The following is a 26,221-nucleotide window of genomic DNA, read 5'->3' as shown; positions in this document are numbered from 1 at the left end:
TGCGGCCGTGCGAGTGTGGCGTGACTTCTCCGACGTGCCCGACGACCTCGGTCGCACGGTCGCGACGATCGGGAACTTCGACGGCATGCACCTGGGCCACCAGCACGTCGTACGACGGGCGCGGGAGGTCGCGGCCGAGGTCGGCGCCGACGCGGCGCTCGACGGCGTCGTCGCGGTGACCTTCGACCCGCACCCGATCGCGGTGCTGCGTCCCGAGCACGCACCGCCGACGCTGACCACCATCGACCAGCGGTTGCGGCTGCTCGGTGAGGCCGGCGTCGACGACGTCCTCGTCATCCCCTTCTCCCGCGAGATCGCGGCCTGGACGCCGGGGGAGTTCATCGACCGGATCCTGGTCGACACCCTGCACGTCAAGGCGGTCGTGGTGGGCGCGAACTTCCGCTTCGGCAACCGCGCCGCCGGCGACTGCAACCTGCTGCGCACCGCGGGCCTCGAGCACGACTTCGTCCTGGAGGAGGTCAGCCTCGACGGCGGCCCCCAGGTCTGGTCGTCGACCTACGTGAGGACCTGCCTCGCCGCGGGCGACGTCACCGGTGCCGCCGAGGCGCTCGGCCGGGTCTTCACCGTCACGGGCGTGGTGATCGAGGGCGACAAGCGCGGCCGCGAGCTCGGCTTCCCGACGGCCAACGTGCCGGTCCGGCCCGGAGCCGCCGCCCCCGCCGACGGCGTGTATGCCGGCCGGCTGAGCGTGCACGACGGGCCCCTCGCCGGCTCGACCCACCCCGCCGCGATCAGCGTCGGGACCAACCCGACCTTCGCCGGCGAGCGCGAGCGTCGTGTCGAGTCCTACGTCCTCGACCGCACCGACCTCGACCTCTACGGCCGCGAGGTCGAGGTCGCCTTCGTCGAGCGGCTTCGCGGCATGACCCGCTTCGACTCGATCGACGACCTGCTCGTCGCCATGGCCGACGACGTCGACCGGGCGCGGGCGATCCTGGCCGACTGAGCGGGCGGACGAGGCTGTCGTGACCGGGACGCGGGACGACGTCGCCGCCGCCGAGCGGTGGTTCGTCGAGCACGGGCTGCCGTACTTCGTCGACGACTACCGCGCCGCGGTCGCTCGCGGCCTGCGCCGGCCGCGCCTGGTCCCGGCCCTGGCCGTGGCGGTCGTGGTCGCCGCGGTGGCCGGCCTGGTCACGGGCGCCTGGCTCGGTGTCGCCTCCGCGCTCGGCGCCGCGCTGACGGTCTTCGGGGTCGTGCTCGCGGTGTACGCCGTCGCGGTGCTCCGCGCCTGGCTGATCGTGGGCTGGGCGATCCGGCGCACGTTCCGCTCGATGGGGCTGATGCTGCCCCTCGTCACCCGGGCGTTGCCGCTGCTGCTGCTGTTCATCACGTTCCTGTTCATCAACACCGAGGTGTGGCAGGTCGCGGCGAGCCTGGACGGTGGCGTGCTCTGGGTGACGGTGCTGCTGTTCGCCGCCATCGCGGTCGGCTTCCTGCTCACCCGGCTGCCCGAGGAGCTCGACAGCGTCGACGACGAGGTCGAGGCGGCCCAGCTCATCGAGGCGTGCACGGGCACCCCGCTCGAGCCTGCCGCTCGCCGCATCGCCGCCCGGGTCGACCGGGTCGGCGCCGTCGACGCCGAGGTCAGCGGGCTGCAGAAGGCCAACCTGGTGCTCGTCCTGCTCGTCGCCCAGGCCGTGCAGGTGCTGCTGCTCGCGCTCGCGGTGTTCGCGTTCTTCATCGTCTTCGGCCTGGTCGCGATGGAGCCGGAGGTCCTGCAGCTGTGGCTCGCGCACCCGGTGCACGCCCTGGACGGACCGCTCGGGCACCTGTTCGGCCAGCGCCTCAGCCTCGAGCTGCTACGGGTCTCGACCTTCCTCGCCGCGTTCAGCGGGCTCTACTTCACCGTGTACGCCGTCACCGACGAGCTCTACCGCCGGCAGTTCTTCTCCGTGGTGATCCGCGAGCTCGAGCGGGCGGTGAGCGCCCGGGTGGCCTACCGCTCGCTGCGTGACGAGGACCGCGACGAGGACCTGGCGTGACTCCCGTCCCGGTGGTCATCGACACTGACGCCGAGACCGACGACGCCATCGCGATCCTGCTCGCCGCGATCCACCCGGGCCTCGACCTGCTCGGCGTCTCCACGGCGAGCGAGGAGGAGGCGGCCACCGTGCGGGGGATGGTCGCGCAGGGCGGTGTCGACGTCGACGTGCACGCCGGCACGTCGTGGCTGCTCTCGACGCTGGCCGAGTCGTCGGCACCGGTGGCGCTCGTGACCACCGGCCCGCTGACCAACCTGGCCGCGGCGCTGGCGGCCGACCGGTCGCTCACCGGCTCCTCGCCCGGCTGGTGGTGCTCGGCGGGACGCACCGAGAGCCCGGCGTGACGCCGTACGCCGACCGCAACGTCTGGTCCGCCCCGCGGGCAGCCGCCGCCGTGCTCGCCGCGCCCTTCCGGGACGTGCTGCTGGTGACCGCCGACGCCACGGCCGCGGCGGCCTTGGACGATGCGGCCCCGCAGCGGTGGCGACGCCTCGGCACGCCGGCCGCTCGCGCTGCCGCGGACCTCGCGGCGAGCCGGCTCGACCGCGGAGCGCGCGTGCACGACCCGCTCGCGGTCGCGGCGCTGCTCGACCCGGGCCTGCTCACCACGTTGCGGGCGGCGGTGCGGGTGGAGTGCACCGACCCGACGACCTACGGCGCCACCCGGTTCGCTGCCGAGGTCGACGAGGAGCGTGGACGGGTCGCGGTGGCGGTCGCGGCCGACCGGGCTCGCTACCTCGAGCTGCTCACAGCGACACTCGGCCGCCAAATGCACTAAGTGCAGTGATTAACTCATGTTAATGTCGGGGTCATGACCCCGAACCGCATGCGTCGCCGTGCCGTCCTCGGCCTGCCTGCTGCCGGACTGGCCGGCGCCACGCTCGGTCAGCTCGGACCGCTCGCCTCCCGCGCCACGGCCGGGGCGCCGGCGATCCTCAAGCCGTTGCCCGCCGAGGCGTTCATCGACTACGGCACCAATGCCGAGACGCGCTGGGAGTCGGTCGACCCGCACCGCTACCTCACGCCGCAGTCCCGGCTGTTCGTGCGCAACCACACCCGCACGCCGCAGGTCGACGCGGCGTCGTACCGGCTGCGGGTGCACGGCGACGGCCTCGACGACGCCGCCGGCGTGACGCTGAGCCTGGCCGACCTGCAGCGCCGGTTCCGGACCGTCGAGGTCACCTCGGTCCACGAGTGCACCGGCAACGGCCGCAGCTTCTTCGACACCCAGCAGGGCACCAAGGCGGCCGGCACTGCGTGGACGCTCGGTGCCGTCGGCACGGTGACCTGGCAGGGCGTGCGGCTGCGCGACGTGCTGCGCTGGGCCGGCCTGCGCCCCGACGCCGTGTCGGTGCAAGGCGTCGGGCTCGACGACGAGTACGTCGACAAGGGCCAGAACCTCGGCCACGTGCGCCGCCCGTTCCCGATCGCCAAGGCGCTCGACGACGCACTGCTCGCGTGGGGGGCGAACGGCGAGCCGCTGCTCCCGGACCACGGCTTCCCCCTGCGGCTCGTGCTCCCCGGCTGGGTGGGCATCGCGAGCATCAAGTGGCTGGGCGAGCTCGAGGTGTCGACCACCGAGCTGACCTCGCCGTGGAACACCCGCTGGTACAACATCGGCGGTCCGCTCGGCGCGAACCCCGTGCGCTCGGCATGGGAGCTCCCGTGGGACGCGACCATCCCGGCCGGCCGCACGGCGGTCCTCACCGGGCGGTCGTGGTCGGGCGCCGCGCCGATCGCCCGGGTCGAGGTCAGCACCGACGGGGGTACGACGTGGACGGCTGCCCGGCTGCGTCCCGCGCCCGGTCCGCGGGCCGAGGGCCACGGCTGGACCCGGTGGGCGCACACCTGGCACGCCCCTGAGGTGGGGCGGCACGAGCTGCTCGCCCGGGCGACCGACCTGCACGGGCGCACCCAGCCCGACGTGGCGGCCTACAACCCCAACGGGTACTTCTTCGACGCCGTCGTGCGACACCCGGTGCTGGTGTCCTAGTCCTGGACGCGGCCGCGCAGCTGCTTGGTCTCGCCGCGGCGGCGCTTCGCGTCGAGCCGGCGCTCCTTCGAGCCACGCGTGGGCTTCGTGGCCCGCCTCGTCGGCGGGGGCGGCGCGAGCAGCTCGCGCACCCGCGCTGCGAGGCGCTCGCGGGCGGCCACCCGGTTGCGGTGCTGCGAGCGGTGCTCGTGGGCGACCGCGACGATCGGTCCGTCGGTGCGCGTCAGCAGCCGCGCGCGCTGCGCGTCGGTGAGCACGGTCGAGGTGGTGGGATCCCAGGCGAGCTCGACCCGGCTGTCCGTGGTGTTGACGGACTGGCCGCCGGGGCCGGGGGAGCGGGAGAACCGCTCGACCAGCTCGGTGTCGGGGATGACCAGCCCGGCCGGCAGGCCCGGCCCGCGCGGAACGTCGAGGTCCACTAGGAAACGGTGACGGGTACGCCGGAGAGCGCGGCGTTGCCCGACACGTCGAGCCGCTCGGGGTCGGTCAGGTCGTTGATCGACACCCCGGCGACGCCGGCCGCCACGCCCAGGCGGGCGCCGGCGCGGCCGTGCCCGTAGCCGTGGGGGAGCGACACCACGCCCGGCATCACGTCCTCGGTCGCCGCCACCTCGACCTGCACCTCGCCGACCCGCGAGCGCACGGTGACCACGGAGCCGTCGCTCAGGCTGCGCGAGGCGAGGTCGGCAGGGTGCATCAGCAGCTGGTGGCGGGCCTTGCCGCGAGTGAGCCGGTCGGTGTTGTGCATCCACGAGTTGCAGTCGCGCTGGTGCCGGCGGCCGATGAGGAGCAGCTCGCCGTCGACCGGCAGTGCACGCTCGCGGAGCCGCGCGACGTCCCCGGCCACGATGTCCGGCAGTGCCTCGATCCGCCCGCTGCGCGTCCGCAGGCGGCCGGGCAGCTGCCCGGCGCGCAGCGGGCCGAGGTCGACACCCTCGGGGTGCTTGCGCAGCTCGGTCAGCGTCGTCTGCGAGCCGCCGGAGCGCAGCAGCATCCCGATCAGGAACGTCGGGCTCATCCGCATCCGTGCCTCGGCGACGATCCGACGCTTGAGCGGCGGCTTGCGGCGCCGGCGCCGGCGCCGGGTCACCCGCAGGTAGAGGTCGCGGAAGATCTCCCAGTCGTGGCGCTGGTCGCGCCCCTTCGCGAAGACCGCGGGCGTGAACCGGGCCGTGTTGCGCACCGCGAGCAGGTGGAAGACCAGGTCGTAGTGGTCGCGCTCGAGCAGCGTCGTCGGGGGCAGGACGACGTCGGCGTGCCGGGTGGTCTCGTTGAGGTAGATGTCGACCGCGGCGTAGAAGTCGAGGCCCGCGATCGCCCGGTCCAGTGCGGCGCCGTCGGGCGTCGAGAGCACCGGGTTGCCGGCGACCGTCAGCAGTGCCCGGACCTGGCCCTCGCCGGGCGTCTCGATCTCCTCGCGCAGCACGGCGACGGGCAGCTCGCCGCCGAACTCGGGCGCCTGTCGTACCCGGGAGCGGTAGCGGTCGTGGTGCCCGCGTCCGATCAGCCCGCGCCCGACCGCGTCGATCGCCGGGTTGGTGAACAGCACCCCGCCCTCGCGGTCCAGGTTGCCGGTGACGAGGTTGAGCACCTGCACGGCCCACTGGCAGACCGTCCCGAACTCCTGGGTCGACACCCCGATCCGGCCGTACGCCGCCGCGCCGTCCGCGGCCGCGAAGTCCCGCGCGATCCTGCGGATCTCGTCGGCCGGCACCCCGCTGGCCTGCTCGGCGAGCTCGGGGGTGAAGCCGGCGACCAGGTCCTCGACGGCCGCCAGCCCGTCGACGTACGCCGGCACCCGGGTCAGCCCCTCGGTGAACAGCACGTGCAGCAGGGCCAGCAGCACCCAGGCATCGGTGCCGGGCCGGACGAAGTGGTGCTCGTCGGCGACCTTCGCGGTCTCGGTGCGCCGTGGGTCGAGGACGACCATCCGTCCGCCACGCGCCCGCAGCTCGCGCAGCCGGCCGGGGAAGTCCGGGACGGTCATCAGGGAGCCGTTGGACGCCATCGGGTTGGCGCCGAGCACGAGGAAGTAGGACGTGCGGTCGATGTCGGGCACGGGCAGCAGCAGCTGGTGGCCGTAGAGCAGGTGGCCGAGCACCTGGTGGGGGAGCTGGTCGACCGAGGTCGCGCTGAACTTGTTGCGCGTGCGGAACGACTGCGCCAGCGCGACCCCGTGGGTCATCGAGCCGAGGCTGTGCACGTTGGGGTTGCCGAGGTAGATCGCCAGCGCGTCCTCGCCGTGCTCGTCGACCGTCCGCGCGAGGCCGTCGGCGACCAGGTCCAGCGCCTCGTCCCAGCCGATCTCCTCCCAGCGCGCGTCCTCGCCGCGGCCGATCCGGCGCACGGGACGACGCAGGCGGTCCGGATCGGCGTGGACGTCGCCGATCGCCACGCCCTTGGGACAGATGTGGCCGCGTGAGAGCGGATCGTCGGGGTTGCCGCGAACGCCGGTCACGACGCCGTCCTCGATGGTCAGCAGCAGGCCGCACGTGGCCTCGCACAGGTTGCACACGCCCACTCGCTGGTCGACCCGTCGTGTCTCCACGTCGGCATCGTCGCACAGCGATTCGGTCGCGCGTGATGCCCGCTGTTAGCCTTGTGCGGTTGCCGTCAGAACGGCCGCGGATCAAGAGAGCTCCAGGATTTCAGGCTGGGGCGCCGCGCAACGAGCGAACAAGGAGTTCCCATGGCAGTCGGTACCGACGCTGAGACCAAGAAGAAGATCATCGCCGAGTACGCCACGACCGAGGGTGACACCGGTTCGCCCGAGGTGCAGATCGCGCTGCTCTCGCACCGCATCAGCCACCTGACCGAGCACCTCAAGCAGCACAAGCACGACCACCACAGCCGTCGTGGCCTGCTCCTGCTCGTCGGCCAGCGCCGCCGTCTCCTCAACTACCTGAAGAAGACCGAGATCGAGCGCTACCGCTCCATCGTCGAGCGCCTCGGCCTGCGTCGCTGATCTCCGCCGCCCGGCGGAGCGTCTCCGGCGTTGCGGGCCCTCGACGGCCCGCTCCGCTTGAAGGCCGCCTTCGGGCCCGCGCCTTGGAGCCGCACGCGCCGGGCGACGGAAATACTCAAGAACGGGTGACCCCCTCCGGGTCGCCCGTTCTGCAATTTCCCTGCCGATCGATAAAGTGGCAGGCGTCAATCAAGTCCGATTCCGCGGGGCAGCGCGTCCCGCACCGCACGAACAAGAGAAAACATTGACTGAACCCGTCATCTCCGAGGTCGAGACCGTTCTCGACAACGGCAAGTTCGGCACTCGAACCATCAAGTTCGAGACGGGCGTCCTCGCCCGCCAGGCCGCCGGTTCGGTGAGCGCCTACCTCGACGGCGACACCATGCTGCTCTCGGCCACCACGGCCGGCAAGCACCCGAAGGACCACTTCGACTTCTTCCCGCTGACCATCGACGTCGAGGAGCGGATGTACGCCGCGGGCCGCATCCCCGGCTCGTTCTTCCGGTCCGAGGGCCGCCCGGGCGAGGACGCGATCCTGGCCTGCCGCCTCATCGACCGCCCGCTGCGCCCGACCTTCAAGAAGGGTCTGCGCAACGAGGTCCAGGTCGTCATCACCGTCATGGCGCTCAACCCCGACACGCCGTACGACGTGCTCGCGATCAACGCCGCCTCGCTGTCGACCCAGCTCTCCGGCCTGCCGTTCAGCGGCCCGGTCGGTGCCACCCGCGTCGCCCTCATCGAGGGCCAGTGGGTCGCGTTCCCCACCCACAGCCAGCTGGAGAAGGCCGTGTTCGACATGGTCGTCGCCGGCCGAGTCACCGAGACCGGTGACGTCGCGATCATGATGGTCGAGGCCGAGGCCACCGAGGAGACCATCGAGCTGGTCCGCGGCGGCGCCCAGGCGCCGACCGAGGAGGTCGTGGCCGGCGGTCTCGAGGCCGCCAAGCCGTTCATCAAGCAGCTGGTCGAGGCCCAGGTCGAGCTCGCCAACGTGGCCGCCAAGCCGGTCCAGGAGTTCCCGATCTTCCTCGACTACGAGGACGACGTCTACGCCGCCGTCGAGGCCGCCGCGAAGGCCGACCTGGCCGCCGCGATGACCATCGGCGACAAGCAGGAGCGCGAGACCCGCACCGACGAGCTCAAGGCCGGCCTCCTCGAGAAGCTGGGTGCCGAGTTCGAGGGTCGCGAGAAGGAGATCGGCGCGGCGTTCCGCTCGGTCAACAAGCAGGTCGTGCGCGAGCGCATCCTGCGCGACAAGGTCCGCATCGACGGCCGCGGCCTCGCCGACATCCGTCCGCTGCACGCCGAGGTCGACGTGATCCCGCGCGTCCACGGCTCCGCGCTGTTCGAGCGTGGCGAGACCCAGATCCTGGGTGTCACCACCCTCGACATGCTCAAGATGGAGCAGCAGCTCGACACCCTGTCGCCGGAGACCCACCGGCGCTACATGCACAAGTACATCTTCCCGCCGTTCTCCACCGGCGAGACCGGCCGCGTCGGCTCGCCGAAGCGCCGCGAGGTCGGCCACGGCGCGCTCGCGCGTCGTGCGCTGCTGCCGGTGCTCCCGAGCCGCGAGGAGTTCCCGTACGCCATCCGCCAGCTCTCCGAGGCCATGGGCTCCAACGGCTCCACCTCGATGGGCTCGGTCTGCGCCTCGACCCTGTCGCTGCTGCAGGCCGGTGTGCCGCTGAAGGCGCCGGTCGCCGGCATCGCCATGGGCTTGGTGTCCGGTGAGATCGACGGCAAGACCGAGTACGTCGCGCTGACCGACATCCTCGGCGCCGAGGACGCGTTCGGCGACATGGACTTCAAGGTCGCCGGCACCAAGGAGTTCGTCACCGCGCTCCAGCTCGACACCAAGCTCGACGGCATCCCGGCCGAGGTCCTCGCCGCGGCGCTGACCCAGGCCCGCGACGCCCGCCTGACGATCCTCGAGGTCATGGGTGAGGCGATCGACGCTCCCGAGGAGATGTCGATCCACGCGCCGCGGATCATCACGGTCAAGGTGCCCGTGGACAAGATCGGCGAGGTCATCGGGCCCAAGGGCAAGGTCATCAACCAGCTGCAGGACGACACCGGCGCCTCGATCTCGATCGAGGACGACGGCACGGTCTACATCGGTGCGACCAACGGTGAGGCGGCCGAGGCGGCCCGGGCCGCGATCAACGCGATCGCGAACCCGACCATGCCCGAGGTCGGCGAGCGGTACCTCGGTACCGTCGTCAAGACGACCAACTTCGGTGCGTTCATCGCGCTCATGCCCGGCAAGGACGGCCTGCTGCACATCAGCAAGCTGCGTGGCCTCGCCGGTGGCAAGCGCGTGGAGAACGTCGAGGACGTCGTCGCCGTGGGCCAGAAGCTGCAGGTCGAGATCGCCGAGATCGACGACCGCGGCAAGCTGTCCCTCATCCCCGTGGTCGAGGAGGCCGCCGGCGAGGCGACCGACGCGGCTGAGGAGTCCGACGAGGCGTGAGCACCACCAGCTCGACGACGGCCGGCCAGCGAACTGCTGGCCGGCCGTCGGCCGTTTCCCGTGCCGGGGCGTCCACCCGGACCCTCGAGACCGTGCGTGACCAGTCGGGTCAGGTGACCTCGCTCGTACGGCGTACGCAGCTGCCGTCCGGGCTGCGGATCGTCACCGAGCAGATGGCCGGCGCGCGCTCCGCGTCCGTCGGCGTGTGGGTCGGCGTCGGCTCGCGCGACGAGACCACGAAGACGCACGGTGCCTCGCACTTCCTCGAGCACCTGCTCTTCAAGGGCACCTCCGAGCGCTCGGCGCTCGACATCTCCATCGAGCTCGACGCGGTGGGCGGTGAGTTCAACGCGTTCACCGCGAAGGAGTACACCTGCTTCCACGCGCGGGTGCTCTCCGACGACCTGCCGCTGGCCGTCGACGTGCTCGGCGACATGATCACCGGCTCGCTCATCGCGACCCACGACGTCGACGCCGAGCGTGACGTCATCCTCGACGAGATCGCGATGCACGACGACGACCCCGACGACGTCGTCCAGAACCTGCTCGCCGAGCTCGCCTGGGGCGCTGAGTCGGCACTGGGCCGCCCGATCGCCGGCACCACCGGCTCGATCGAGGCGATGACGCCCGCGCAGATCAAGCGGTTCTACCGCCGCCACTACGCGCCGGCCAACACCGTCATCTCCGTCGCCGGTGCGCTCGACCACGCAGCCGTCGTACGCGCCGTGAAGAAGGCGTTCGGCCGCCACGGCTGGCTCGACGCACTGGCCGCTCCCGCGCCCCCTCGCACGACGACCGCCCGGCGCCGCCCCAAGGTCGCCGCCGGCGACGGCCGGGTCGACCGGCCGTTCGAGCAGGTCAACCTGGTCCTCGGTCGCGAGGGCCTGACCCGCGACGACGAGCGCCGCTACGCGCTCGGCGTGCTCAACACCGCCCTGGGCGGCGGCACGTCCAGCCGGCTGTTCCAGGAGGTCCGCGAGGTCCGTGGCCTGGCCTACTCGGTCTACTCCTTCGCCAGCCACTACGCCGACTCCGGCATCGTCGGGGTCGCGGTGGGCTGCCTGCCCGACCGCACCGACGAGGTGCTGGCCGTGGTCCGCGAGCAGCTGCGGCTGATCGCCGAGGAGGGGATCACCGAGGACGAGCTGGTCCGCGGCAAGGGCCAGCTGGTCGGCGGCATGATCCTCGGCCTCGAGGACTCCGGCTCGCGGATGATGCGCCTGGGCAAGAACGAGCTGGTCAACGGCGAGGTGCTCGGCATCGACGAGGTCATCGCCCGGATCGAGGCGGTCACGCTCGACGAGGTGCGCGAGATCGCCGCCGAGGTCTTCGGCCGGCCCGAGCTGCTCGCGCTGGTCGGACCGGCCTAGGGGACCACGGTTCAACCACCGAGCTCGTCGCGGCAAGGGCCGATCGGACGACGAGCTCGGTGGTTGAACCTGCAGGACTCAGGACTCCGGCTCGGGGTCGACCGCCTCGATCGAGAGCACGAAGTCGTCGCCGTGCTCGGTGACGCCGGCGATGACGGCCTGCTCGACCGCCTCCTCGCCGTAGCGGCGGCGCACGACCATCGGGTCGGTGCGCAGCTCGCGGACCAGCGCTGCGGCGAGGCCGATCATGATCACCACGAACGGCAGCGCGGCGACGATGGTGATCGTCTGCAGGCCGGTCAGCGCGTCCTCGCCGCCGGCCAGCAGCATCACCGCCGCGACGGCGCCGGTGGCGACGCCCCAGAAGATGACGACGCTGCGGCGTGGCTCGGTCGTACCGCGCTCGGAGAGGCTGCCCATCACGATGGAGGCCGCGTCGGCACCGGACACGAAGAAGATCGCGACCAGCAGCATCACCAGGATGCTGGCGACGGTGGCGAGGGGGAGCGCGTCGAGCGTGCCGAAGAGCTGCGCCTCGAGACCGCCGGCGTGGGCGATGTCGGTACCGTCGCGCTGCAGGTCGATCGCGGTGCCACCCATGATGCAGAACCAGATCACGCTGACCACGCTCGGGACGAGCAGCACGCCGGTGACGAACTGCCGGATCGTGCGACCGCGTGAGATGCGGGCGATGAACATGCCCACGAACGGCGTCCAGGACAGCCACCAGGCCCAGTAGAAGACGGTCCAGCCGCTCAGCCAGGCCTCGGTGTCGGGTCCCTCGGCGCCGGTGCGGGCGGCCATCATGGCCAGGTCCTGCACGTAGCTGCCGAGCGAGGTCGGCACCAGGTTGAGGATGAAGACGGTCGGGCCGACCACGAACAGGAACAGGGCCAGGGCGATCGCGAGCACCATGTTGATGTTGGACAGCCACTGGATGCCCTTGGCGACGCCCGAGACGGCCGACAGCACGAAGGCGACCGTCAGCACGGAGATGATCGCGACCAGGACGCCGTTGCCGAGCGGGCCGATGTCGCCGACGATCTCGAGACCGCTGCTGATCTGCAGCGCGCCCAGGCCGAGCGAGGTCGCCGAGCCGAACAGGGTCGCGAAGATCGCGAACATGTCGATCACCTTGCCGGCGCCGCCCGAGGCCCGCTCACCGAGGAGCGGCGCGAAGGCCGCCGAGATCAGCTGGACGCGGCCCTTGCGGTAGACGCCGTACGCGATCGCGAGGCCGACGACGGCGTAGATCGCCCACGGGTGCAGGGTCCAGTGGAACATCGTGGTCGCCATCGCCGTCTGGGCGGCGGCGTCCGGGTCACCGCCGGTGCCCGGCGGCGGGTCGACGAAGTGGGAGAGCGGCTCGCTGACGCCGTAGAACATCAGGCCGATGCCCATGCCGGCGCTGAACATCATCGCGATCCACGACGTCGTGCGGAACTCCGGCTCCTCGTCGTCCCGGCCGAGCGGGATGGTGCCGTACCTGCTCATCGCCAGCCACACCACGAACACGACGAAGCCGCTGGAGGTCAGCACGAACAGCCAGCCGGTGTTGGTCATCACCCAGTCCAGCGCCTTGCCGGAGGCGGTGCCGAGCGAGTCGGTGCTCACCAGGCCCCACACCACGAAGGCGATGCTCACGACGGCGGCGACGCCGAAGACGAGAGGGTCGACACCCCGGCGCACCGGAGCGTCGACCTCGACGGCCTGGTCCAGCGCCGGGTGCGGTACGACGTCCGCGGCAGGTGTCGTCAGGATGCTGGTCGGGGTCGTGCTGGGACTTCGGGTCACGTCTCTCCAGGGTCTCGCCGGTCAGGACGAGCACGCGCGCCGAGGCGGTGAGAGAGGACCGAGAGATGACGTCAGGCCAGCCCCGAGACGGGCATGCTGCCCGTGCACGTTAACAAGGGCCCACCCCGTTGCGTCGAATCGCGGAGGGTCGGCGAGAGGCCAGCGAGAGGTCAGCGACGCCCGATGATGCCGATCACGGGAGGCATCTTGGAGTCCACGATGTAGACCCGGAAGCCGCCGTCGCGCAGCTGCTCGGACGCCTTCGCGAGGATGTCCGGCACCTGCTCGGGACGCGAGGTGTCGAAGAACAGGTTGACCGACCCGCCGGGCATCAGCCGCTCGTGGAGCAGGGCGATCTCCTCGCTCGCGTCGCGCACCCAGAACAGGTTGACGTCGAACGCGAAGACCTTCGTGAGCCGCTTGACCGGCACCCGGAGCGTGGCCAGGTCGATCTGGCGCACGGTGAGCCTGCCGGCGGCGATGTGCTCTGCGCAGCGGGCCTTCGTGCGGTCCACACCGGCCTCGGAGCGGTCGATCGCGAACATCTTGCCCTTGCCCTCGAGGCGTCGGCAGATGAGGTCGGCGGCCGCACCATTTCCGCAGCCGATCTCCAGCACGTGGTCGTTGGGCTGGACGTCCATGAAGTCCACCGCCCACCGGATCCGGGCCGGGATCTTGTTCACCATGGGGGTCAGCCTGCCAGAACGCGAGCCGGGGTGACGCACTACCTTGGTGCCGTGAGCACACGTGTCGCGGATCAGGGTGCTGCCGAGCGCCTCCAGGTGGGCGTCCTCGGGGCCCGGGGCAAGGTCGGTGCCGAGGTCGTCAAGGCCGTGGAGGCCGCCGACGACCTGGACTTCACCGTCGGTGTCGACCAGGGCGACCCCATCGCCTCGCTGGTCGACAGCGGCACCCGGGTCGTCGTCGACTTCACCCACCCCGACGTGGTGATGGACAACCTGCGCTTCTGCGTCGACAACGGCATCCACGCCGTCGTCGGTACGACGGGCTTCGACGACTCGCGCCTCGACACCCTGCGCGGCTGGCTCGCCGACAGTCCCGGCACCGGCGTCCTGATCGCCCCCAACTTCTCCATCGGCGCGATCTTGATGATGCGGTTCTCCGCCATCGCCGCGCCCTTCTTCGAGTCCGTCGAGGTCGTCGAGCTGCACCACCCGACGAAGGCCGACGCCCCGAGCGGCACCGCCGGCCGCACCGCCGAGCTGATCGCCGCCGCCCGCCGCGAGGCCGGCAGCGCGCCGATCCCCGACGCGACCAGCACGGGCCTGGACGGCGCCCGGGGCGCCGACGTCGACGGCGTCCGCGTCCACAGCGTCCGGGTGCGCGGCCTCGTCGCCCACCAGGAGGTCATCCTCGGGGGGCTGGGGGAGACCCTGACCATCCGCCACGACTCCCTCGACCGGGTCTCGTTCACGCCCGGCGTGCTGACCGGCGTCCGCAGGATCGGGTCGTTCCCCGGCCTCACCGTCGGGCTCGAGCACTTCCTCGACCTGGGCTGAGCCGGCCTCAGAACAGCCGGACCACCGCGGCCGCAGCCGCAGCGCCGAACACGACCACGAGGAACGGCGCCCGGGCGAGGAGCAGCAGCACCGCCACGCCCAGTGCCAGGACCCGCGCGTCGATCACGAGCGCGCGGCCCTCGGGCGCGGCCAGCACCTGCACCGTCACCAGCGCCGACAGGAGCGCGACCGGGATCAGGTCGGCGATCCGGGCCACCACCGGGTTGCCGAGGATCCGCGGGGGCACGGACAGCCCGGCCAGCTTGAGCAGGTAGCAGCCGACACCGGCGCCGAGCACCGCCCACCACATCATCGGCTCAGCGCTCCCACGAGGACGGCGACGCCGGCCGCCACGAGCACGGGTACGCCGGCCGGCGTGAGCGGCACCGCACCGGCGGCCACCAGTGCGGCGAGTGCGGCGGTCGCCTTCAGCACCGGCGTGGTGAGGCGCGGCCAGAGCAGGGCCAGGAAGGCGGCGCCGACCGCGGCGTCCAGCCCGAGATCGCGGGGGTCGCCGAGCTGCTCACCGGCGAGGCCACCCGCGAGGGTGGTGAGGTTCCACAGCACGAAGATGGTCAGCCCCGTGGTCAGGAAACCGGTCCGCGCCAGCTCGCGGTTCGGCCGGGTCACCGCCATCGCGGTCGACTCGTCGATCAGGACCTGCGCGGCGGCCGCGCGGCGCCAGCCGCGGTAGCCGAGCAGCGGTGCCAGGCGCAGTCCGTAGAGCGCGTTGCGGGTGCCGAGCAGCAGTGCGGTGAGCGCCCCCGCGACCGGCGTGCCTCCCGAGCCGAGCACGCCGGCCAGCGCGAACTGCGAGGCGCCGGTGAACATCAGCAGGGACAGCACACAGGTCTGGGCCAGGCTCAGGCCGGACGCGACGCCGACCGCGCCGAAGCTCAGTCCGTAGGTGCCGGTCGCGATCGCGACGCCGAGGCTGTCGCGGACCACGCTGGACCGGGTCGCCTCGCCCACGGCTAGGCGAGGGCGGTGTGCAGCCGGACCTGCTTGAGCGTCGTACCGGACTCGTCGGCGAGCTCGCGGCTCGCGCCGTCCGCGTCCCAGCCGGCGCTGGTCAGGAAGGCCCGCAGCACGTCGTCGGTCGCGTCGACCCAGCACACGGCACGGGCGAAGCCGTCGGCCCCGAGGGTGTCGGCGCAGGCCTGCAGCAGGCGGGAGCCGTGCCCGGCGCGGGTCGCGTCAGGGCTGACGGTGAACTCGGCCATCTCGCCGTCGGTGGCCGGGTCGGCGTCCGGATCGGTGTTGGGGCCGGTCAGCGCGAAGCCGACCACCTGGTCTCCGGCGAGCGCCACGAGCGCGCGGTGCCGGGCCTCCGGCGGCCGGGAGAGCGAGTGGCGCCACGCCTCGGCGAGGGTCGGGGTGTCGAGGTCCGGGCTGCCGTCGTACCGCTGCTGCCAGGCGCGCAGCTGGACCTGCGCGATCCCGGTGGCGTCCGCCGGCCAGGCGACCCGTACGGAGACGTCAGCAACGACCATGCCGCCATCTTGTCAGGGCCTCGATGTTGCCTTGCGCACTAGGGTCGGGCCCATGGAGATTCGCAGCCTCGGGGCGAGTGGGCTCCGCATCTCGGCCATCGCCTACGGCAACTGGATCACCCACGGCTCCCAGGTCGAGGAGGACGGAGCGCTGGCCTGCGTGCGCCGAGCCCTCGACGAGGGGATCACCACCTTCGACACCGCCGACGTCTACGCCAACACGGCTGCCGAGACCGTTCTCGGGCGGGCGCTGGCGGGTGAGCGGCGCGAGGGCCTGGAGATCTTCACCAAGGTCTTCTGGCCGACCGGTCCCGGCAAGCACAACGACCACGGCCTGTCCCGCAAGCACATCCTGGAGTCGATCGACGGGTCGCTGCGCCGGCTCGGCACCGACTACGTCGACCTGTACCAGGCGCACCGCTTCGACCACGAGACGCCGCTGGAGGAGACCATGGTGGCGTTCGCGGACGTCGTCCGGTCGGGCAAGGCGCTCTACATCGGGGTCTCGGAGTGGCGTGCCGAGGAGATCCGGGCGGCCGCCGAGCTGGCCCGAGAGCTCCGGGTGCCGCTGGTGTCCAACCAGCCTCAGTACTCCATGCTCTGGCGGGTCATCGAGGCCGAGGTGGTGCCGACCTGCGAGGAGCTCGGCATCGGCCAGATCGTGTGGTCGCCGATCGCCCAGGGCGTGCTGACGGGCAAGTACCGTCCCGGCCAGCCGCCCCCGGCCGGCTCCCGTGCCACCGACGAGAAGGGCGGAGCCAACGACATCAGCCGCTGGCTGCGCGACGACGTCCTCGAGCGGGTCCAGCTGCTGCAGCCCATCGCCGACGAGGCCGGGCTCTCGCTCGCGCAGCTCGCGGTCGCCTGGGTCCTGCACAACCCCAACGTCTCGGCCGCGATCATCGGCGCCAGCCGGCCCGATCAGGTCACCGAGAACGTCAAGGCGGCCGGGGTCACGCTGGACGCCGACATGCTCGCCGCGATCGACCGGGCGCTCGACGGCGTCGTGACGACCGACCCGTCGCTCACCCGTTCGCCGCGCCGCTCGGAGATCCTCGGCTGAGACGGGATCAGAGCGAGAACAGGTAGCGGCTGGTCGGCACCAGGTCGAGTCCCTCTGCCGCGCCGAACCGGGCGCAGCTGTCCATCAGCGTCGTGAACCGGCGCTCGAGCTCCTCCTGGTCGCCGCCGCTGCCGTAGAACGCGTGCTGGTCGGTCATCGCCGTCATCGAGAACAGCTCCTCGACGATGCCGGTCACGTCGCCGCCGCCGTCGGTGAGGTGCTCGACGACCGGGTTCTGGACGTAGCCGAAGGTGCCCTGGGTGTCGATCGCCACCTGCGTGTGCCGGTCGAGCCAGTCGGAGAGCCACTCCGCGTGCGGCATCGACGACGGGCGGCGCAGGAACGCGAGGTTCGCCAGCGCGTCGGCGCGCGCCCCGTCGGCCACCGCGGGCGGGACCAGCGGCTCGCGCTCCTCGACGGCCCATGCGTGGGCGTCGGGGTCGTGGCGCCGTACGACGTCGAGCAGCCCGGCCGCGGCCCGATCCGTCCACACCGCGACGACGGCGGTGATCGGCGCACCCGGGCCGAACCGCATCGCCGGCGCGACCGCGTCGTCGTCGACGTTGACCTGCAGCCGGGTGGCGCCCGTCGCGGCCACCTCCGCGCGGAACGCGGGCTCGAGCAGGGCAGGACCGGGGCCGTGCAGGGCAGCGATGACCTTCATGCGCCGCAAACCTAGCGCATGCTTGGTCAGGCGGGAACCTACCTGTCGTAGTCCTCGGGCAGCGGCTGGCCGATCTTGATCCGCGCCTTGGGCAGGCGCATGAACTTCATCTGCATCGACCGGGTCAGTGCGTAGTAGGTCGTGCCCTTGAGCGGCTCGTCGGGGAAGCGGGCCTTGAGCTCGCGGCGCAGCCGGAAGCGCAGGATGAGCATGTCGGTCACGACGAACAGCACGGTGGCGAGCAGGACCATGCTGGACGCCTGCACGAGCGCGGAGCTGCCGGTGTAGCCGAGCATGAGGCCGATGATCATCAGCGGGATGACCATCTCGACGATGGAGAAGCGGCGGTCGACGTAGTCGCGGATGAACCGGCGGACGCGACCCTTGTCGCGGGGCAGGAAGTAGCGCTCGTCGCCGCTCTTCATGCCCTGACGGATCTTGCGGCTCTCCTCGGCGCGGAACTCCCGCTGACGGCGCGATGCCTCACGGCGGTCGGTGGGCGCCTTGGCGCGGGCCCTGGCCGCGGCCTCGGCCTCCTTGCGGGTCGGCGTCGGACGGCCCTTGCCGCCGACCTTGCCGTCCGTGGCGGCCGACGAGGTCGCCTCGGGGGTGACGGGGGACTTGGTGCGCTTGAACACGATCAGGCCTTCCGGACCAGGCTGGACTTGAGCTGCATCGGACCGAAGCCGTCGACCTTGCAGTCGATGTCGTGGTCGCCCACCCTGAGGTCGGGGGCGACGAGGCGGATGTTGCGGACCTTGGTGCCGGACTTGATCGGCTTGGGTGCTCCCTTGACCGGCAGGTCCTTGACCACGATCACGTCGTCGCCGTCGGCGAGGGGGTTCCCGTTCGCATCGCGTACGGCGCCCGCGGACGCCTCCTCCTCGGCGGCTGCTGCCGCCTCGGCGGGCGACCACTCGTGGGCGCACTCCGGGCAGACGAGCAGGTCGCCCATCTCGTAGGTGTACTCGCTCGAGCACTGCGGGCACGGGGGGAGGGCGTCAGTCACGGTGGGACTTCCCGGGCAGGTCCAGCATCCGCTGGAGGGCGGTCAGCGCGTCGGCCTCGGTCTGCGCGTCGACCTCGATCTGGTTGACGACGACGCCCTCGACGAGGTTCTCCAGCGCCCACACGAAGTGGGGCAGGTCGATCCGGTTCATGGTGGAGCAGTAGCAGACGTTGCGGTCCAGGAACATGATGTTCTTGTCCGGGTGCGCGTTGGCGAGGCGCTGCACGAGGTTGAGCTCGGTGCCGATCGCCCAGCTCGAGCCGGCGGGCGCCGCCTCGATGGTCTTGATGATGAACTCGGTGGACCCGACCAGGTCGGCCTTGAGCACGACCTCGTGCTGGCACTCGGGGTGGACCAGGACGTTGAGGTCCTCGACCTTGGCGCGCAGCTCGTCGATGACGTCGGCGGAGAACCGGCCGTGGACCGAGCAGTGGCCCTTCCACAGGATCATCCGGGCGCCGGCGAGCTCCTCGGCGCTCAGCCCGCCGTTGGGCAGCAGCGGGTTCCACACGACGCACTCGTCGAGGGAGTAGCCCAGCTGGAGCACGGCCGTGTTGCGGCCGAGGTGCTGGTCGGGGAGGAAGAGGACCTTGGTGTCCTCGCCCTTCTGCTGGAAGGCCCAGTCGAGGGCGACCTCGGCGTTGGACGAGGTGCACACGACGCCGCCGTTGCGGCCGCAGAAGGCCTTGATGTCGGCGCTGGAGTTCATGTAGGTGACCGGTACGACGACGTCTTGGACCCCCGCCGCCGCGAGCGCGTCCCAGGCGCGCTCCACCTGGGCGATCCGCGCCATGTCGGCCATCGAGCAGCCGGCGGCGAGGTCGGGGAGGATCACCTTCTGGTCGGGCCCGGTCAGGATGTCGGCCGACTCGGCCATGAAGTGCACGCCGCAGAAGACGATGAACTCGGCGTCCGGGCGCGCCGCGGCGTCACGGGCGAGCTTGAAGGAGTCGCCGGTGACGTCGGCGAACTGGATGACCTCGTCGCGCTGGTAGTGGTGCCCGAGCACGAACAGCCGGTCGCCGAGCTTCTCCTTGGCCGCGCGGGCGCGCGCGACCAGGTCCGGGTCGGAGGGCGCCGGCAGGTCGCCGGGGCAGTCGACGCCGCGCTCGGAGAGCGCGTCCGTGCCACGGCCCAGCGGCAGCAGCGGGAGGTCCACGGTGGTCATGTCCTCATCCTAGTTTGGGCGCGGAGCGCTACAGCAGCGCCCCGTGGTGCACGTACGGCGACGGCGGGGCCATGCCGCGCAGGCCGAGGTAGCCGCGGGCGACCAGGTCCAGCCGCGCGGCCAGGGCTGCCTCGACCGCCCAGTAGTTCGCCGAGGTCACGTGGGACAGCTCGTAGCGCTCCTCGGCGCCGGCGAGGCACTCCCACAGCAGGGTCTGCGCGGCCTGTTCGTCACGCGCGGCGAGCAAGGCCAGCACCCGACCGTTCGTGTACGCGTAGCCCGACCGGTCGGTGGTCACGACCAGCCTCCCGGCGGCCATCAGTCGCTCGTGGTCCGGACCGTGCGGTCCGCCGCGACGCAGCCGGTCGAGGTCGTCCATCCAGGCCGCGTCGTCCGGGCCGCCGTCGCGCACCCCGGTCACCACCGGAAGCGCGGAGCGGTCGACCGACCCGCGCAGCGTGAGCTGGGGGTGCAGCCGGAACCCGGCCAGGTGGTAGCGGCGCAGCGCCCGCGGGTCGACCGATGCGGCGAGCATCCCGCGGGGCGCGTCGGCGCCGTACGCCACCGCTGCGTCGAGCACCTGCGCACCGATCCCCGCGCCCTGCAGCCCGGGCCGCACCGCGAACGTCGCCAGGCACCAGACCTGCTCGCGAAGGAAGCTGGTGGCGAAGCCGACGACCTCGCCGTCCTGCTCCGCGATCCACGAGCCGTCCGGGTCGGAGGCGAGGAAGCCGCGGGTACGGGCCCGCCATGCCGTGCGCTGCGCGGGGGAGCGGCGCTCGGGCGCCGGTGCTGCCGGCAGCCGGCTGGCGGTGTCGAGGGCGAAGAAGGCGTCGTCGCTGATCTCCTCGGCCACCGCTACGTCGGCGTCGGTCATCGGTCGGATCAGCACGTCACGACTCTAGGCATTCACCGTCCGGACGCCTCGTCCTCGTCGAGGGTTCCCCGGCCGCTGCCAGCGTTGAGCGGCTCACCTGAGCCCCAGGAAGCCCCCAGAAGCTGACCGCTCGGAAAGGTTTTTCACCCATGGCAGAGCTCGACCGTCGCCGGTTCCTCCAGATCTCCGGAGCCACCTCACTCGCCGGCCTGACCACCGGCCTCCTCGGCAGCGTCGAGCGGGCCGCCGCCGTCGCGCCGGCCCGTCGTACCGGCACCATCCGCGACATCGAGCACGTCGTGATCCTGATGCAGGAGAACCGCTCGTTCGACCACTACCTCGGCGCGCTGCGTGGCGTCCGCGGCTTCGGCGACCCGCACCCGGTGCAGCTGCCGTCGGGCAAGTCGGTGTGGCACCAGCCGACGAGTGGCGGCGGCGAGCTGCTGCCGTTCCACCCGGACGCCGAGGACCTCGGCGGCGCCTTCCTCCAGGGCCTCGCGCACTCGTGGCCCGACGGCCAGCTGGCGATCAACAAGGGCCACCACGACAAGTGGGTGCCGGCGAAGGGCGCCGCGACGATGGCCCACCTGCAGCGCCAGGACGCGCTGTTCCACTACGCCCTCGCCGACGCGTTCACCGTCTGCGACGCCTACTACTGCTCGTTCATCGGCAACACCGACCCCAACCGCTACTACCTGTGGACCGGCTGGACCGGCAACGACGGCAAGGGCGGCGGGCCGGTCCTCTACAACGACGAGACCGGCTACGACTGGACGACCTACCCCGAGCGCCTCGAGGAGGCGGGCGTCTCGTGGCGGGTCTACCAGGACGAGGGCACGGGGCTCGACGACGCCGGCTCCTGGGGCTGGACCTCCGACCCCTACATCGGCAACTACGGCGACACCTCGCTCCTCTACTTCAACTCCTTCCGCAACGCGCAGCCCGGCGACCCCCTCTACGAGAAGGCCCGCGTCGGGACCCGCAACCGCGACGGCCAGGACTACTTCGAGCTGCTCGCGGCCGACGTCCTCGCCGACCGGCTGCCGCAGGTCTCGTGGGTCTCGGCGCCCGAGGCGTTCTCCGAGCACTCGAACTGGCCGACCGACTTCGGCGCCTGGTACATCTCCAAGCTCCTCGACGCCCTCACCGCCAACCCGGACGTGTGGGCGAGGACGGCCCTGTTCATCACCTACGACGAGAACGACGGCTTCTTCGACCACCTGGTCCCGCCCATCCCCACCAGCCCGCTCGTCCCGGGTGCCTCGACGGTCACGACCGAGCACGAGTTCTACGCCGGCGGCGACCCGCGGGCGAAGCCCGGCCCCTACGGCATGGGGCCGCGGGTCCCGATGTTCGTCGTCTCGCCGTGGTCGACCGGCGGCTACGTGTGCTCGGAGACCTTCGACCACACCTCGGTGCTGCGCTTCCTCGAGGCGCGGTTCGGGGTCCGCGAGCCGCAGATCACCCCGTGGCGCCGTGCGGTCGCCGGCGACCTGACCTCCGCGTTCGACTTCTCGGCCGCGAAGCCGGCCGTGCCCTCGCTGCCGGCCACCGACGCGTTGGCGCCGACGGACCGGCTGCGCCACCCGACGTACTTCCCGAAGCCGCCTGCCGCGGGCGCCCTGCCCACGCAGGAACCGGGCGTGCGCCCGGCCCGCCCGATCGGCTACGACCTCGCTGTGGTCGAGAGGGGCTCGGCTCCGCTGCGGCTGCAGCTGGTCAACGACGGCTCCCTGGGCGCCCATCTCCAGGCTCGCCTGGTCTCACCCGCGGGCGACCCGCACAGCTACACGGTCGAGGCAGGCAAGCGGCTCGACGTGGAGCTGCCCGTGCAGGGCGAGTACGACGTCCACCTGCACGGTCCCAACGGCTTCTTCCGCCGGTACGCCGGCAGCACGGCCGGCGAGCGGGTCCTGGTCGACCTCGCGCCGCTGAGCCGCGGCGGCGGTGTCGGGTCGGGCAAGGTCCGGGTCGTCGTCGACGGCGACGCAGCCGTGGAGGTGAGCGACGCGTACGCCGGCCCGCTGACGCTGCGGGGCGGGAAGGTCGACATCGACACCCGTTCCTGCGGTGGCTGGTACGACGTCACCGTCACCATCCCCGGCACGTCCTTCGTGCGCACCCTCGCCGGGCACGTCGAGTCGGGACGTCCCGGGACCAGCGACCCGCGGCTCGGTTAGCCGGAGGTGGGCGGCCGGGATCCGACATGATGACGCCATGCGGATCCTGGTCGCCCCCGACAAGTTCGCGGGCACCCTGACGGCGGTCGAGGCCGCCGAGGCCATCGCGGCCGGCTGGCGCCGGCACGCACCCGACGACGAGGTCGTGCTCGCACCCATGTCGGACGGTGGGCCCGGCTTCGTCGACGTGCTGCACGCGACGCTCGGCGGTGAGCTGCTGGCCGTCGTCGCGGAGGCGCCGCAGGGCCACGAGGTTCCCGCCACCATCCTCCAGGTCGGCGACACGGTCTACATCGAGAGCGCCCAGGTCTGCGGCGTCCACCTGACCGGGGGCAGGCTCGGCGAGTTCGGTACGACGGTCGGCGTCGGCCGGCTGCTCCTCGAGGCGGTCAACGCCGGCGCCCGCCGGGTCGTGGTCGGGCTGGGCGGCTCGGGGACCAACGACGGGGGTGCGGGGCTGCTCGCGGCGCTCGGCGCCGACGCCGACGTCGCGCTGGACGTCGGCGGGATCTTCCTCGACGGTGTGAGCCGCGTCGACCTGAGCATCCCGCGCGGCCTGGTCGACGGAGTCGAGATCATCGCGGCGACCGACGTCGACAACCCGCTCACCGGCCTGTTCGGGGCGAGCAAGACCTTCGGTCCCCAGAAGGGCCTCGACGAGGAGACCCAGGTGCTGCTCGACGGCTTCCTGGAGAGCTTCGCGGCCGCCACCGACCGCAGGGTCGCCCTCGAGCCCGGCGCCGGCGCCGCCGGCGGGCTCGGCTTCGCCCTCATGCTGCTGGGCGGCACCCGCGTCTCCGGGATCGAGCTGGTGGCCGAGGCGGTCGGCCTGGCCCGCCAGGCCCGGGACGCCGACCTGGTGATCACCGGTGAGGGCGCCTTCGACTTCAGCAGCCGGGCCGGCAAGGTCCCGGCCGGGGTCGCCGCGATCGCTGCCGAGGCGCTGCGCCCGTGCGTGGCGCTGGCCGGCCAGGTGCTGGTCGGCTCCCGGGAGATGCGGGCGCTCGGCATGGACGCGGCGTACTCCCTGGTGGACGCCGTGGGGGAGGAGCGGGCCTTCGGCGACCCTTCGGGCGCGCTGACCGAGCTCGCCGCCCGGGTCGCGCGCACCTGGTCCGGCTGACCCCCTGTCCCCGAACTGGAACGTGTTCTAGATTGCTCGTGTGACGGACATCAGAACCCGCTTCGACGGCCTCCGGACCGCCGAGCACGCGGACCCTGCCGATCTCGACGCCCTCTGGTCCGACCTCGCGACCGTCGAGGTCGACGAGATGCTCGGCGCCTGGCGGGGCGGGGACTTCGCCACCGGCCACGTCGCCAGCGCCGTGCTGGAGAAGGTGCGCTGGCACGGCAAGCGGTTCGACAGCCCGCTCGAGGCGGTTCCGCTGGTCTGTCGCGACGAGAACGGGGAGCTCTACTCCAACCTGGCCGCCGGTGGCGGCGGGGAGGCGTCGCTGTGGCCGGTCGGCTTCCGCGGCGAGGTCACGGCCACGATGGTCTACGACAAGCTGCCCGTCCTCGACCACTTCAAGAAGGTCGACGCCGACACCGTCATGGGCATCATGAACGGCAAGCTCGCCACGACGTTCGGCATCGACGACCTCTACTACTTCTGGCTGGAGCGTGACGCGTGAAGACGACTGCCTACCTCGTCGAGGAGCCCGGGGGCGACTTCGTCGCCGCCGAGGTCGAGCTCGAGGAGCCCCGCGACGACGAGGTCCTGGTGCGCATCGTCGCGACCGGGCTGTGCCACACCGACCTGACCGTGCCGACCATGCTGCCGCAGGAGATGCTGCCGACCGTCGTCGGTCACGAGGGCACCGGCGTCGTCGAGAAGGTCGGTGCCGCCGTCGCCGGCATCGAGGTCGGCGACCACGTCGTGCTCAGCTTCCGCTCGTGCCGGCAGTGCGGACCGTGCCAGGCAGGCGACGTCGGCTACTGCGAGCAGTCCCTGCTGCTCAACTACATGGGGATGCGCGCCGACGGCTCGACCACGATGACGCGTCGGCAGGAGAACGGGGACAGCCAGACGGTCTTCGGCAGCTTCTTCGGCCAGTCCAGCCTGGCCCGCCACGCGCTGGCGTACGCCGACAACTGCGTCGTCGTCGACAAGTCCCTCGACCTGACCCGGCTGGCGCCCTTCGCCTGCGGCTTCCAGACCGGTGCCGGCACGGTGCTCAACGTCCTCGACCCGGCTCCCGGCGACAGCATCGTCGTGTACGGCGCTGGCGCGGTCGGGCTCGCGGCGATCGCCGTCGCCCGGGGCACCGGTGTGGAGACGGTCGTCGCCGTCGACACGGTCGCCTCGCGCCGCGACGTGGCCGCGGGCTACGGCGCGATCGCGCTCGACCCGACCGAGGAGGGCGCGGCACCCGTCGAGGACCGGGTCCGCGAGCTGACCGGGGGCGGGGCGAGGTACGCCATCGACACCACGGCCATCCCGGCCGTCGTGCTCCAGGCCCAGCGCTCGCTGCGCACCCGCGGGGTGCTGGTCGCACTCGGGCTGGGGGCGCCGGAGTACACGATCGACGCGATCGACCTGCTCTCGAGCGGCAAGATCGTGCGCTCCTCGATCGAGGGCGAGGCGGACCCGCTGGTCACCATCCCCGAGCTGATCGCGCTGCGCGAGGCGGGCAGGTTCGACGTGGACCACCTGGTCACGACGTACCCCTTCGAGAAGATCGCCGACGCCGTGGCCGACTCCCGGGCGGGGACGGTGGTCAAGCCGGTCCTCGTCTGGGGGGAATAACCACGACTGTGCGACCATTGGGCTAGTCGAACACCGACCTGACTAACACTGGAGTGAGCATGAGCGACAGCTGCTGCGGAGGCGGCCACAGCCACGAGGCGCCCGGCGCGACCACGACCGTCGCGGCCCCGGTGGACTTCGACCGCCGTGAGGACCAGATCAACCTGAGCCCGGTGGCGGCCACGAAGGTGAAGAGCCTGCTCGAGCAGGAGGGTCGTGACGACCTCTCCCTGCGCATCTCGGTGCAGCCCGGCGGCTGCTCGGGCCTGCGCTACCAGCTCTTCTTCGACGAGCGCACCCTCGACGGCGACGTCGTCACCGACTTCGACGGCGTCGCGGTCGTCGTCGACCGGATGAGCGTCCCGTACCTCAACGGTGCGGTCATCGACTTCGTCGACACCATCGAGAAGCAGGGCTTCACGATCGACAACCCGAACGCCACGGGATCCTGCGCCTGCGGCGACTCGTTCAACTAGGGTCGCTCGCGACTGCAACGACGAAGGCCCCAGCCGATCGGCTGGGGCCTTCGTCGTTCCCGCGGCGCACGCGGGACGCGACGATCAGTCGAGGTGCAGGTGCAGCGCGTTGGCGAGGCGCTGGGCGGCCTCGGAGATCTGGATGTCCCGCTTGGCGACCTCGCGGGGGAGCTCGTCGAAGTGGAGGCTCGGGGCGGGGCGGGTGGCCTTGACGGCGGCGTCCTGCAGACGGCGGCTCACGGCCTGGCAGTCGGCGTGGAGCTCGGCGGGGCTGGCGATCTCTTCGTACGGCGGCATGTCTCGACGCTAAGCGTTACTTCCGGGTAGACACAGGGGGAACGCCGTCGCGACGGCTACGGCTCGGTTAACCTTTCGTATCGTGACTGCACCCACGGGCTCCCTCCTGATCGCCGGCTCGATC

28 protein-coding genes are annotated in these 26,221 nt (G+C 71.9%); 15 read left to right on the top strand and 13 right to left on the bottom strand.

Annotated features, from left to right (window positions below):
* The first annotated feature begins 7 nt into the window (after positions 1-7).
* The 5 genes from BJ958_RS09505 to BJ958_RS09485 are packed head-to-tail and all read left to right on the top strand — an operon-like array spanning position 8 to position 3,999.
* Complete coding sequence (locus tag BJ958_RS09505) at positions 8-967, top strand: bifunctional riboflavin kinase/FAD synthetase (RefSeq protein WP_179726610.1); 960 nt, start codon at positions 8-10, stop codon at positions 965-967.
* 19 nt (positions 968-986) lie between these two features.
* The gene (locus tag BJ958_RS09500; protein ID WP_179726609.1) at positions 987-2,006 is read left to right on the top strand and encodes a hypothetical protein; all 1,020 of its coding nucleotides are present in this window, start codon (positions 987-989) and stop codon (positions 2,004-2,006) included.
* A complete protein-coding gene (locus tag BJ958_RS09495; RefSeq protein WP_179726608.1) occupies positions 2,003-2,350 on the top strand; it encodes a nucleoside hydrolase in 348 nt (115 codons plus the stop codon). The genes BJ958_RS09500 and BJ958_RS09495 overlap by 4 nt, the downstream gene beginning before the upstream one ends.
* Entirely contained in the window at positions 2,347-2,784 is a 438-nt protein-coding gene (locus BJ958_RS09490) for a nucleoside hydrolase (RefSeq protein WP_343052626.1), read from the top strand. The genes BJ958_RS09495 and BJ958_RS09490 overlap by 4 nt, the downstream gene beginning before the upstream one ends.
* 33 nt (positions 2,785-2,817) lie before the next feature.
* Complete coding sequence (locus tag BJ958_RS09485; protein WP_179726606.1) at positions 2,818-3,999, top strand: molybdopterin-dependent oxidoreductase; 1,182 nt, start codon at positions 2,818-2,820, stop codon at positions 3,997-3,999.
* Here the strand turns inward: BJ958_RS09485 and arfB are convergent.
* Both arfB and BJ958_RS09475 read right to left on the bottom strand, forming a co-directional pair.
* Positions 3,996-4,418: an alternative ribosome rescue aminoacyl-tRNA hydrolase ArfB gene (gene arfB / locus BJ958_RS09480; RefSeq protein WP_179726605.1), complete on the bottom strand. Its 423-nt coding sequence runs from the start codon at positions 4,416-4,418 to the stop codon at positions 3,996-3,998. The two genes, BJ958_RS09485 and arfB, sit on opposite strands and share 4 nt — an antisense overlap.
* Positions 4,418-6,547: a molybdopterin-dependent oxidoreductase gene (locus BJ958_RS09475; RefSeq protein WP_179726604.1), complete on the bottom strand. Its 2,130-nt coding sequence runs from the start codon at positions 6,545-6,547 to the stop codon at positions 4,418-4,420. The genes arfB and BJ958_RS09475 overlap by 1 nt, the downstream gene beginning before the upstream one ends.
* A 141-nt stretch (positions 6,548-6,688) precedes the next feature.
* On the opposite strand from BJ958_RS09475, the gene rpsO reads away from it, so the two are divergent.
* From rpsO to BJ958_RS09460, 3 genes are all read left to right on the top strand, one after another.
* Complete coding sequence (gene rpsO, locus BJ958_RS09470; protein ID WP_036542197.1) at positions 6,689-6,964, top strand: 30S ribosomal protein S15; 276 nt, start codon at positions 6,689-6,691, stop codon at positions 6,962-6,964.
* A gap of 244 nt (positions 6,965-7,208) precedes the next feature.
* Positions 7,209-9,437 carry a polyribonucleotide nucleotidyltransferase gene (locus tag BJ958_RS09465; protein WP_179726603.1) on the top strand — a complete coding sequence of 743 codons (2,229 nt, stop codon included), beginning with the start codon at positions 7,209-7,211 and terminating at the stop codon, positions 9,435-9,437.
* A complete protein-coding gene (locus BJ958_RS09460; protein ID WP_179726602.1) occupies positions 9,434-10,807 on the top strand; it encodes an insulinase family protein in 1,374 nt (457 codons plus the stop codon). The genes BJ958_RS09465 and BJ958_RS09460 overlap by 4 nt, the downstream gene beginning before the upstream one ends.
* A gap of 78 nt (positions 10,808-10,885) precedes the next feature.
* Here BJ958_RS09460 and BJ958_RS09455 read toward each other — a convergent pair whose 3' ends face one another.
* Together BJ958_RS09455 and BJ958_RS09450 are read right to left on the bottom strand one after the other, a co-directional pair.
* Positions 10,886-12,601, bottom strand: a complete 1,716-nt coding sequence (locus tag BJ958_RS09455; RefSeq protein WP_179726601.1) for a BCCT family transporter — start codon at positions 12,599-12,601, stop codon at positions 10,886-10,888.
* A 170-nt stretch (positions 12,602-12,771) separates the two neighbouring features.
* The gene (locus BJ958_RS09450) at positions 12,772-13,287 is read right to left on the bottom strand and encodes a class I SAM-dependent methyltransferase (protein WP_179726600.1); all 516 of its coding nucleotides are present in this window, start codon (positions 13,285-13,287) and stop codon (positions 12,772-12,774) included.
* A gap of 51 nt (positions 13,288-13,338) precedes the next feature.
* Here BJ958_RS09450 and dapB point away from each other — a divergent pair, with 51 nt between their 5' ends.
* A complete protein-coding gene (dapB, locus tag BJ958_RS09445) occupies positions 13,339-14,121 on the top strand; it encodes a 4-hydroxy-tetrahydrodipicolinate reductase (protein WP_179726599.1) in 783 nt (260 codons plus the stop codon).
* Positions 14,122-14,128: 7 nt separating this feature from the next.
* Here dapB and BJ958_RS09440 read toward each other — a convergent pair whose 3' ends face one another.
* The 3 genes from BJ958_RS09440 to BJ958_RS09430 are packed head-to-tail and all read right to left on the bottom strand — an operon-like array spanning position 14,129 to position 15,614.
* Complete coding sequence (locus BJ958_RS09440; RefSeq protein ID WP_179726598.1) at positions 14,129-14,434, bottom strand: AzlD domain-containing protein; 306 nt, start codon at positions 14,432-14,434, stop codon at positions 14,129-14,131.
* Complete coding sequence (locus BJ958_RS09435) at positions 14,431-15,093, bottom strand: AzlC family ABC transporter permease (protein ID WP_179726597.1); 663 nt, start codon at positions 15,091-15,093, stop codon at positions 14,431-14,433. Before BJ958_RS09435 ends, BJ958_RS09440 begins: the two co-directional genes overlap by 4 nt.
* A 2-nt stretch (positions 15,094-15,095) precedes the next feature.
* Positions 15,096-15,614, bottom strand: coding sequence for a GNAT family N-acetyltransferase (locus BJ958_RS09430; RefSeq protein ID WP_179726596.1), 519 nt, complete (start codon positions 15,612-15,614; stop codon positions 15,096-15,098).
* Between the two features lie 52 nt (positions 15,615-15,666).
* Between BJ958_RS09430 and BJ958_RS09425 the strand changes: the two genes are divergently transcribed.
* Positions 15,667-16,677 carry an aldo/keto reductase family protein gene (locus tag BJ958_RS09425; protein WP_179726595.1) on the top strand — a complete coding sequence of 337 codons (1,011 nt, stop codon included), beginning with the start codon at positions 15,667-15,669 and terminating at the stop codon, positions 16,675-16,677.
* 7 nt (positions 16,678-16,684) lie between these two features.
* Here the strand turns inward: BJ958_RS09425 and BJ958_RS09420 are convergent, their stop codons facing one another.
* From BJ958_RS09420 to BJ958_RS09400, 5 genes are read right to left on the bottom strand one after another with little or no spacing between them, the layout of a single operon-like run.
* Entirely contained in the window at positions 16,685-17,341 is a 657-nt protein-coding gene (locus BJ958_RS09420; RefSeq protein ID WP_179726594.1) for a hypothetical protein, read from the bottom strand.
* 38 nt (positions 17,342-17,379) lie between these two features.
* Positions 17,380-17,979: a DUF3043 domain-containing protein gene (locus BJ958_RS09415; RefSeq protein WP_179726593.1), complete on the bottom strand. Its 600-nt coding sequence runs from the start codon at positions 17,977-17,979 to the stop codon at positions 17,380-17,382.
* 2 nt (positions 17,980-17,981) lie between these two features.
* Positions 17,982-18,350 (bottom strand): zinc ribbon domain-containing protein YjdM, encoded by a 369-nt coding sequence (locus BJ958_RS09410; protein ID WP_179726592.1) that lies wholly within the window; start codon positions 18,348-18,350, stop codon positions 17,982-17,984.
* Positions 18,343-19,518: a quinolinate synthase NadA gene (nadA, locus tag BJ958_RS09405; protein WP_179726591.1), complete on the bottom strand. Its 1,176-nt coding sequence runs from the start codon at positions 19,516-19,518 to the stop codon at positions 18,343-18,345. The genes BJ958_RS09410 and nadA overlap by 8 nt, the downstream gene beginning before the upstream one ends.
* A 28-nt stretch (positions 19,519-19,546) precedes the next feature.
* Positions 19,547-20,410, bottom strand: a complete 864-nt coding sequence (locus BJ958_RS09400; protein WP_343052625.1) for a GNAT family N-acetyltransferase — start codon at positions 20,408-20,410, stop codon at positions 19,547-19,549.
* Positions 20,411-20,544: 134 nt separating this feature from the next.
* Between BJ958_RS09400 and BJ958_RS09395 the strand changes: the two genes are divergently transcribed.
* Genes BJ958_RS09395 through erpA form a run of 5 tightly spaced genes read left to right on the top strand, consistent with a single transcriptional unit; the run spans position 20,545 to position 25,800 of the window.
* Complete coding sequence (locus BJ958_RS09395; RefSeq protein ID WP_179726590.1) at positions 20,545-22,575, top strand: phosphocholine-specific phospholipase C; 2,031 nt, start codon at positions 20,545-20,547, stop codon at positions 22,573-22,575.
* A gap of 37 nt (positions 22,576-22,612) precedes the next feature.
* Positions 22,613-23,698: a glycerate kinase family protein gene (locus BJ958_RS09390; RefSeq protein WP_179726589.1), complete on the top strand. Its 1,086-nt coding sequence runs from the start codon at positions 22,613-22,615 to the stop codon at positions 23,696-23,698.
* A 40-nt stretch (positions 23,699-23,738) separates the two neighbouring features.
* Positions 23,739-24,209, top strand: a complete 471-nt coding sequence (locus BJ958_RS28995) for a DUF4334 domain-containing protein (RefSeq protein WP_218865660.1) — start codon at positions 23,739-23,741, stop codon at positions 24,207-24,209.
* Positions 24,206-25,324, top strand: a complete 1,119-nt coding sequence (locus BJ958_RS09380) for an alcohol dehydrogenase catalytic domain-containing protein (RefSeq protein WP_179726588.1) — start codon at positions 24,206-24,208, stop codon at positions 25,322-25,324. Before BJ958_RS28995 ends, BJ958_RS09380 begins: the two co-directional genes overlap by 4 nt.
* Positions 25,325-25,383: 59 nt before the next feature.
* Positions 25,384-25,800: an iron-sulfur cluster insertion protein ErpA gene (gene erpA / locus BJ958_RS09375; RefSeq protein ID WP_246319027.1), complete on the top strand. Its 417-nt coding sequence runs from the start codon at positions 25,384-25,386 to the stop codon at positions 25,798-25,800.
* Positions 25,801-25,884: 84 nt separating this feature from the next.
* On the opposite strand, the gene BJ958_RS09370 is transcribed toward erpA, so the two are convergent.
* Positions 25,885-26,097, bottom strand: coding sequence for a hypothetical protein (locus BJ958_RS09370; protein ID WP_179726587.1), 213 nt, complete (start codon positions 26,095-26,097; stop codon positions 25,885-25,887).
* Positions 26,098-26,221 lie beyond the last annotated feature (124 nt).

Origin of the sequence: Nocardioides kongjuensis, assembly GCF_013409625.1 — a bacterium.
Taxonomy (GTDB): domain Bacteria; phylum Actinomycetota; class Actinomycetes; order Propionibacteriales; family Nocardioidaceae; genus Nocardioides; species Nocardioides kongjuensis.
The sequence above is the reverse complement of the archived record's forward strand: the minus strand, read 5'-3'. Positions and strand labels throughout refer to the sequence as shown.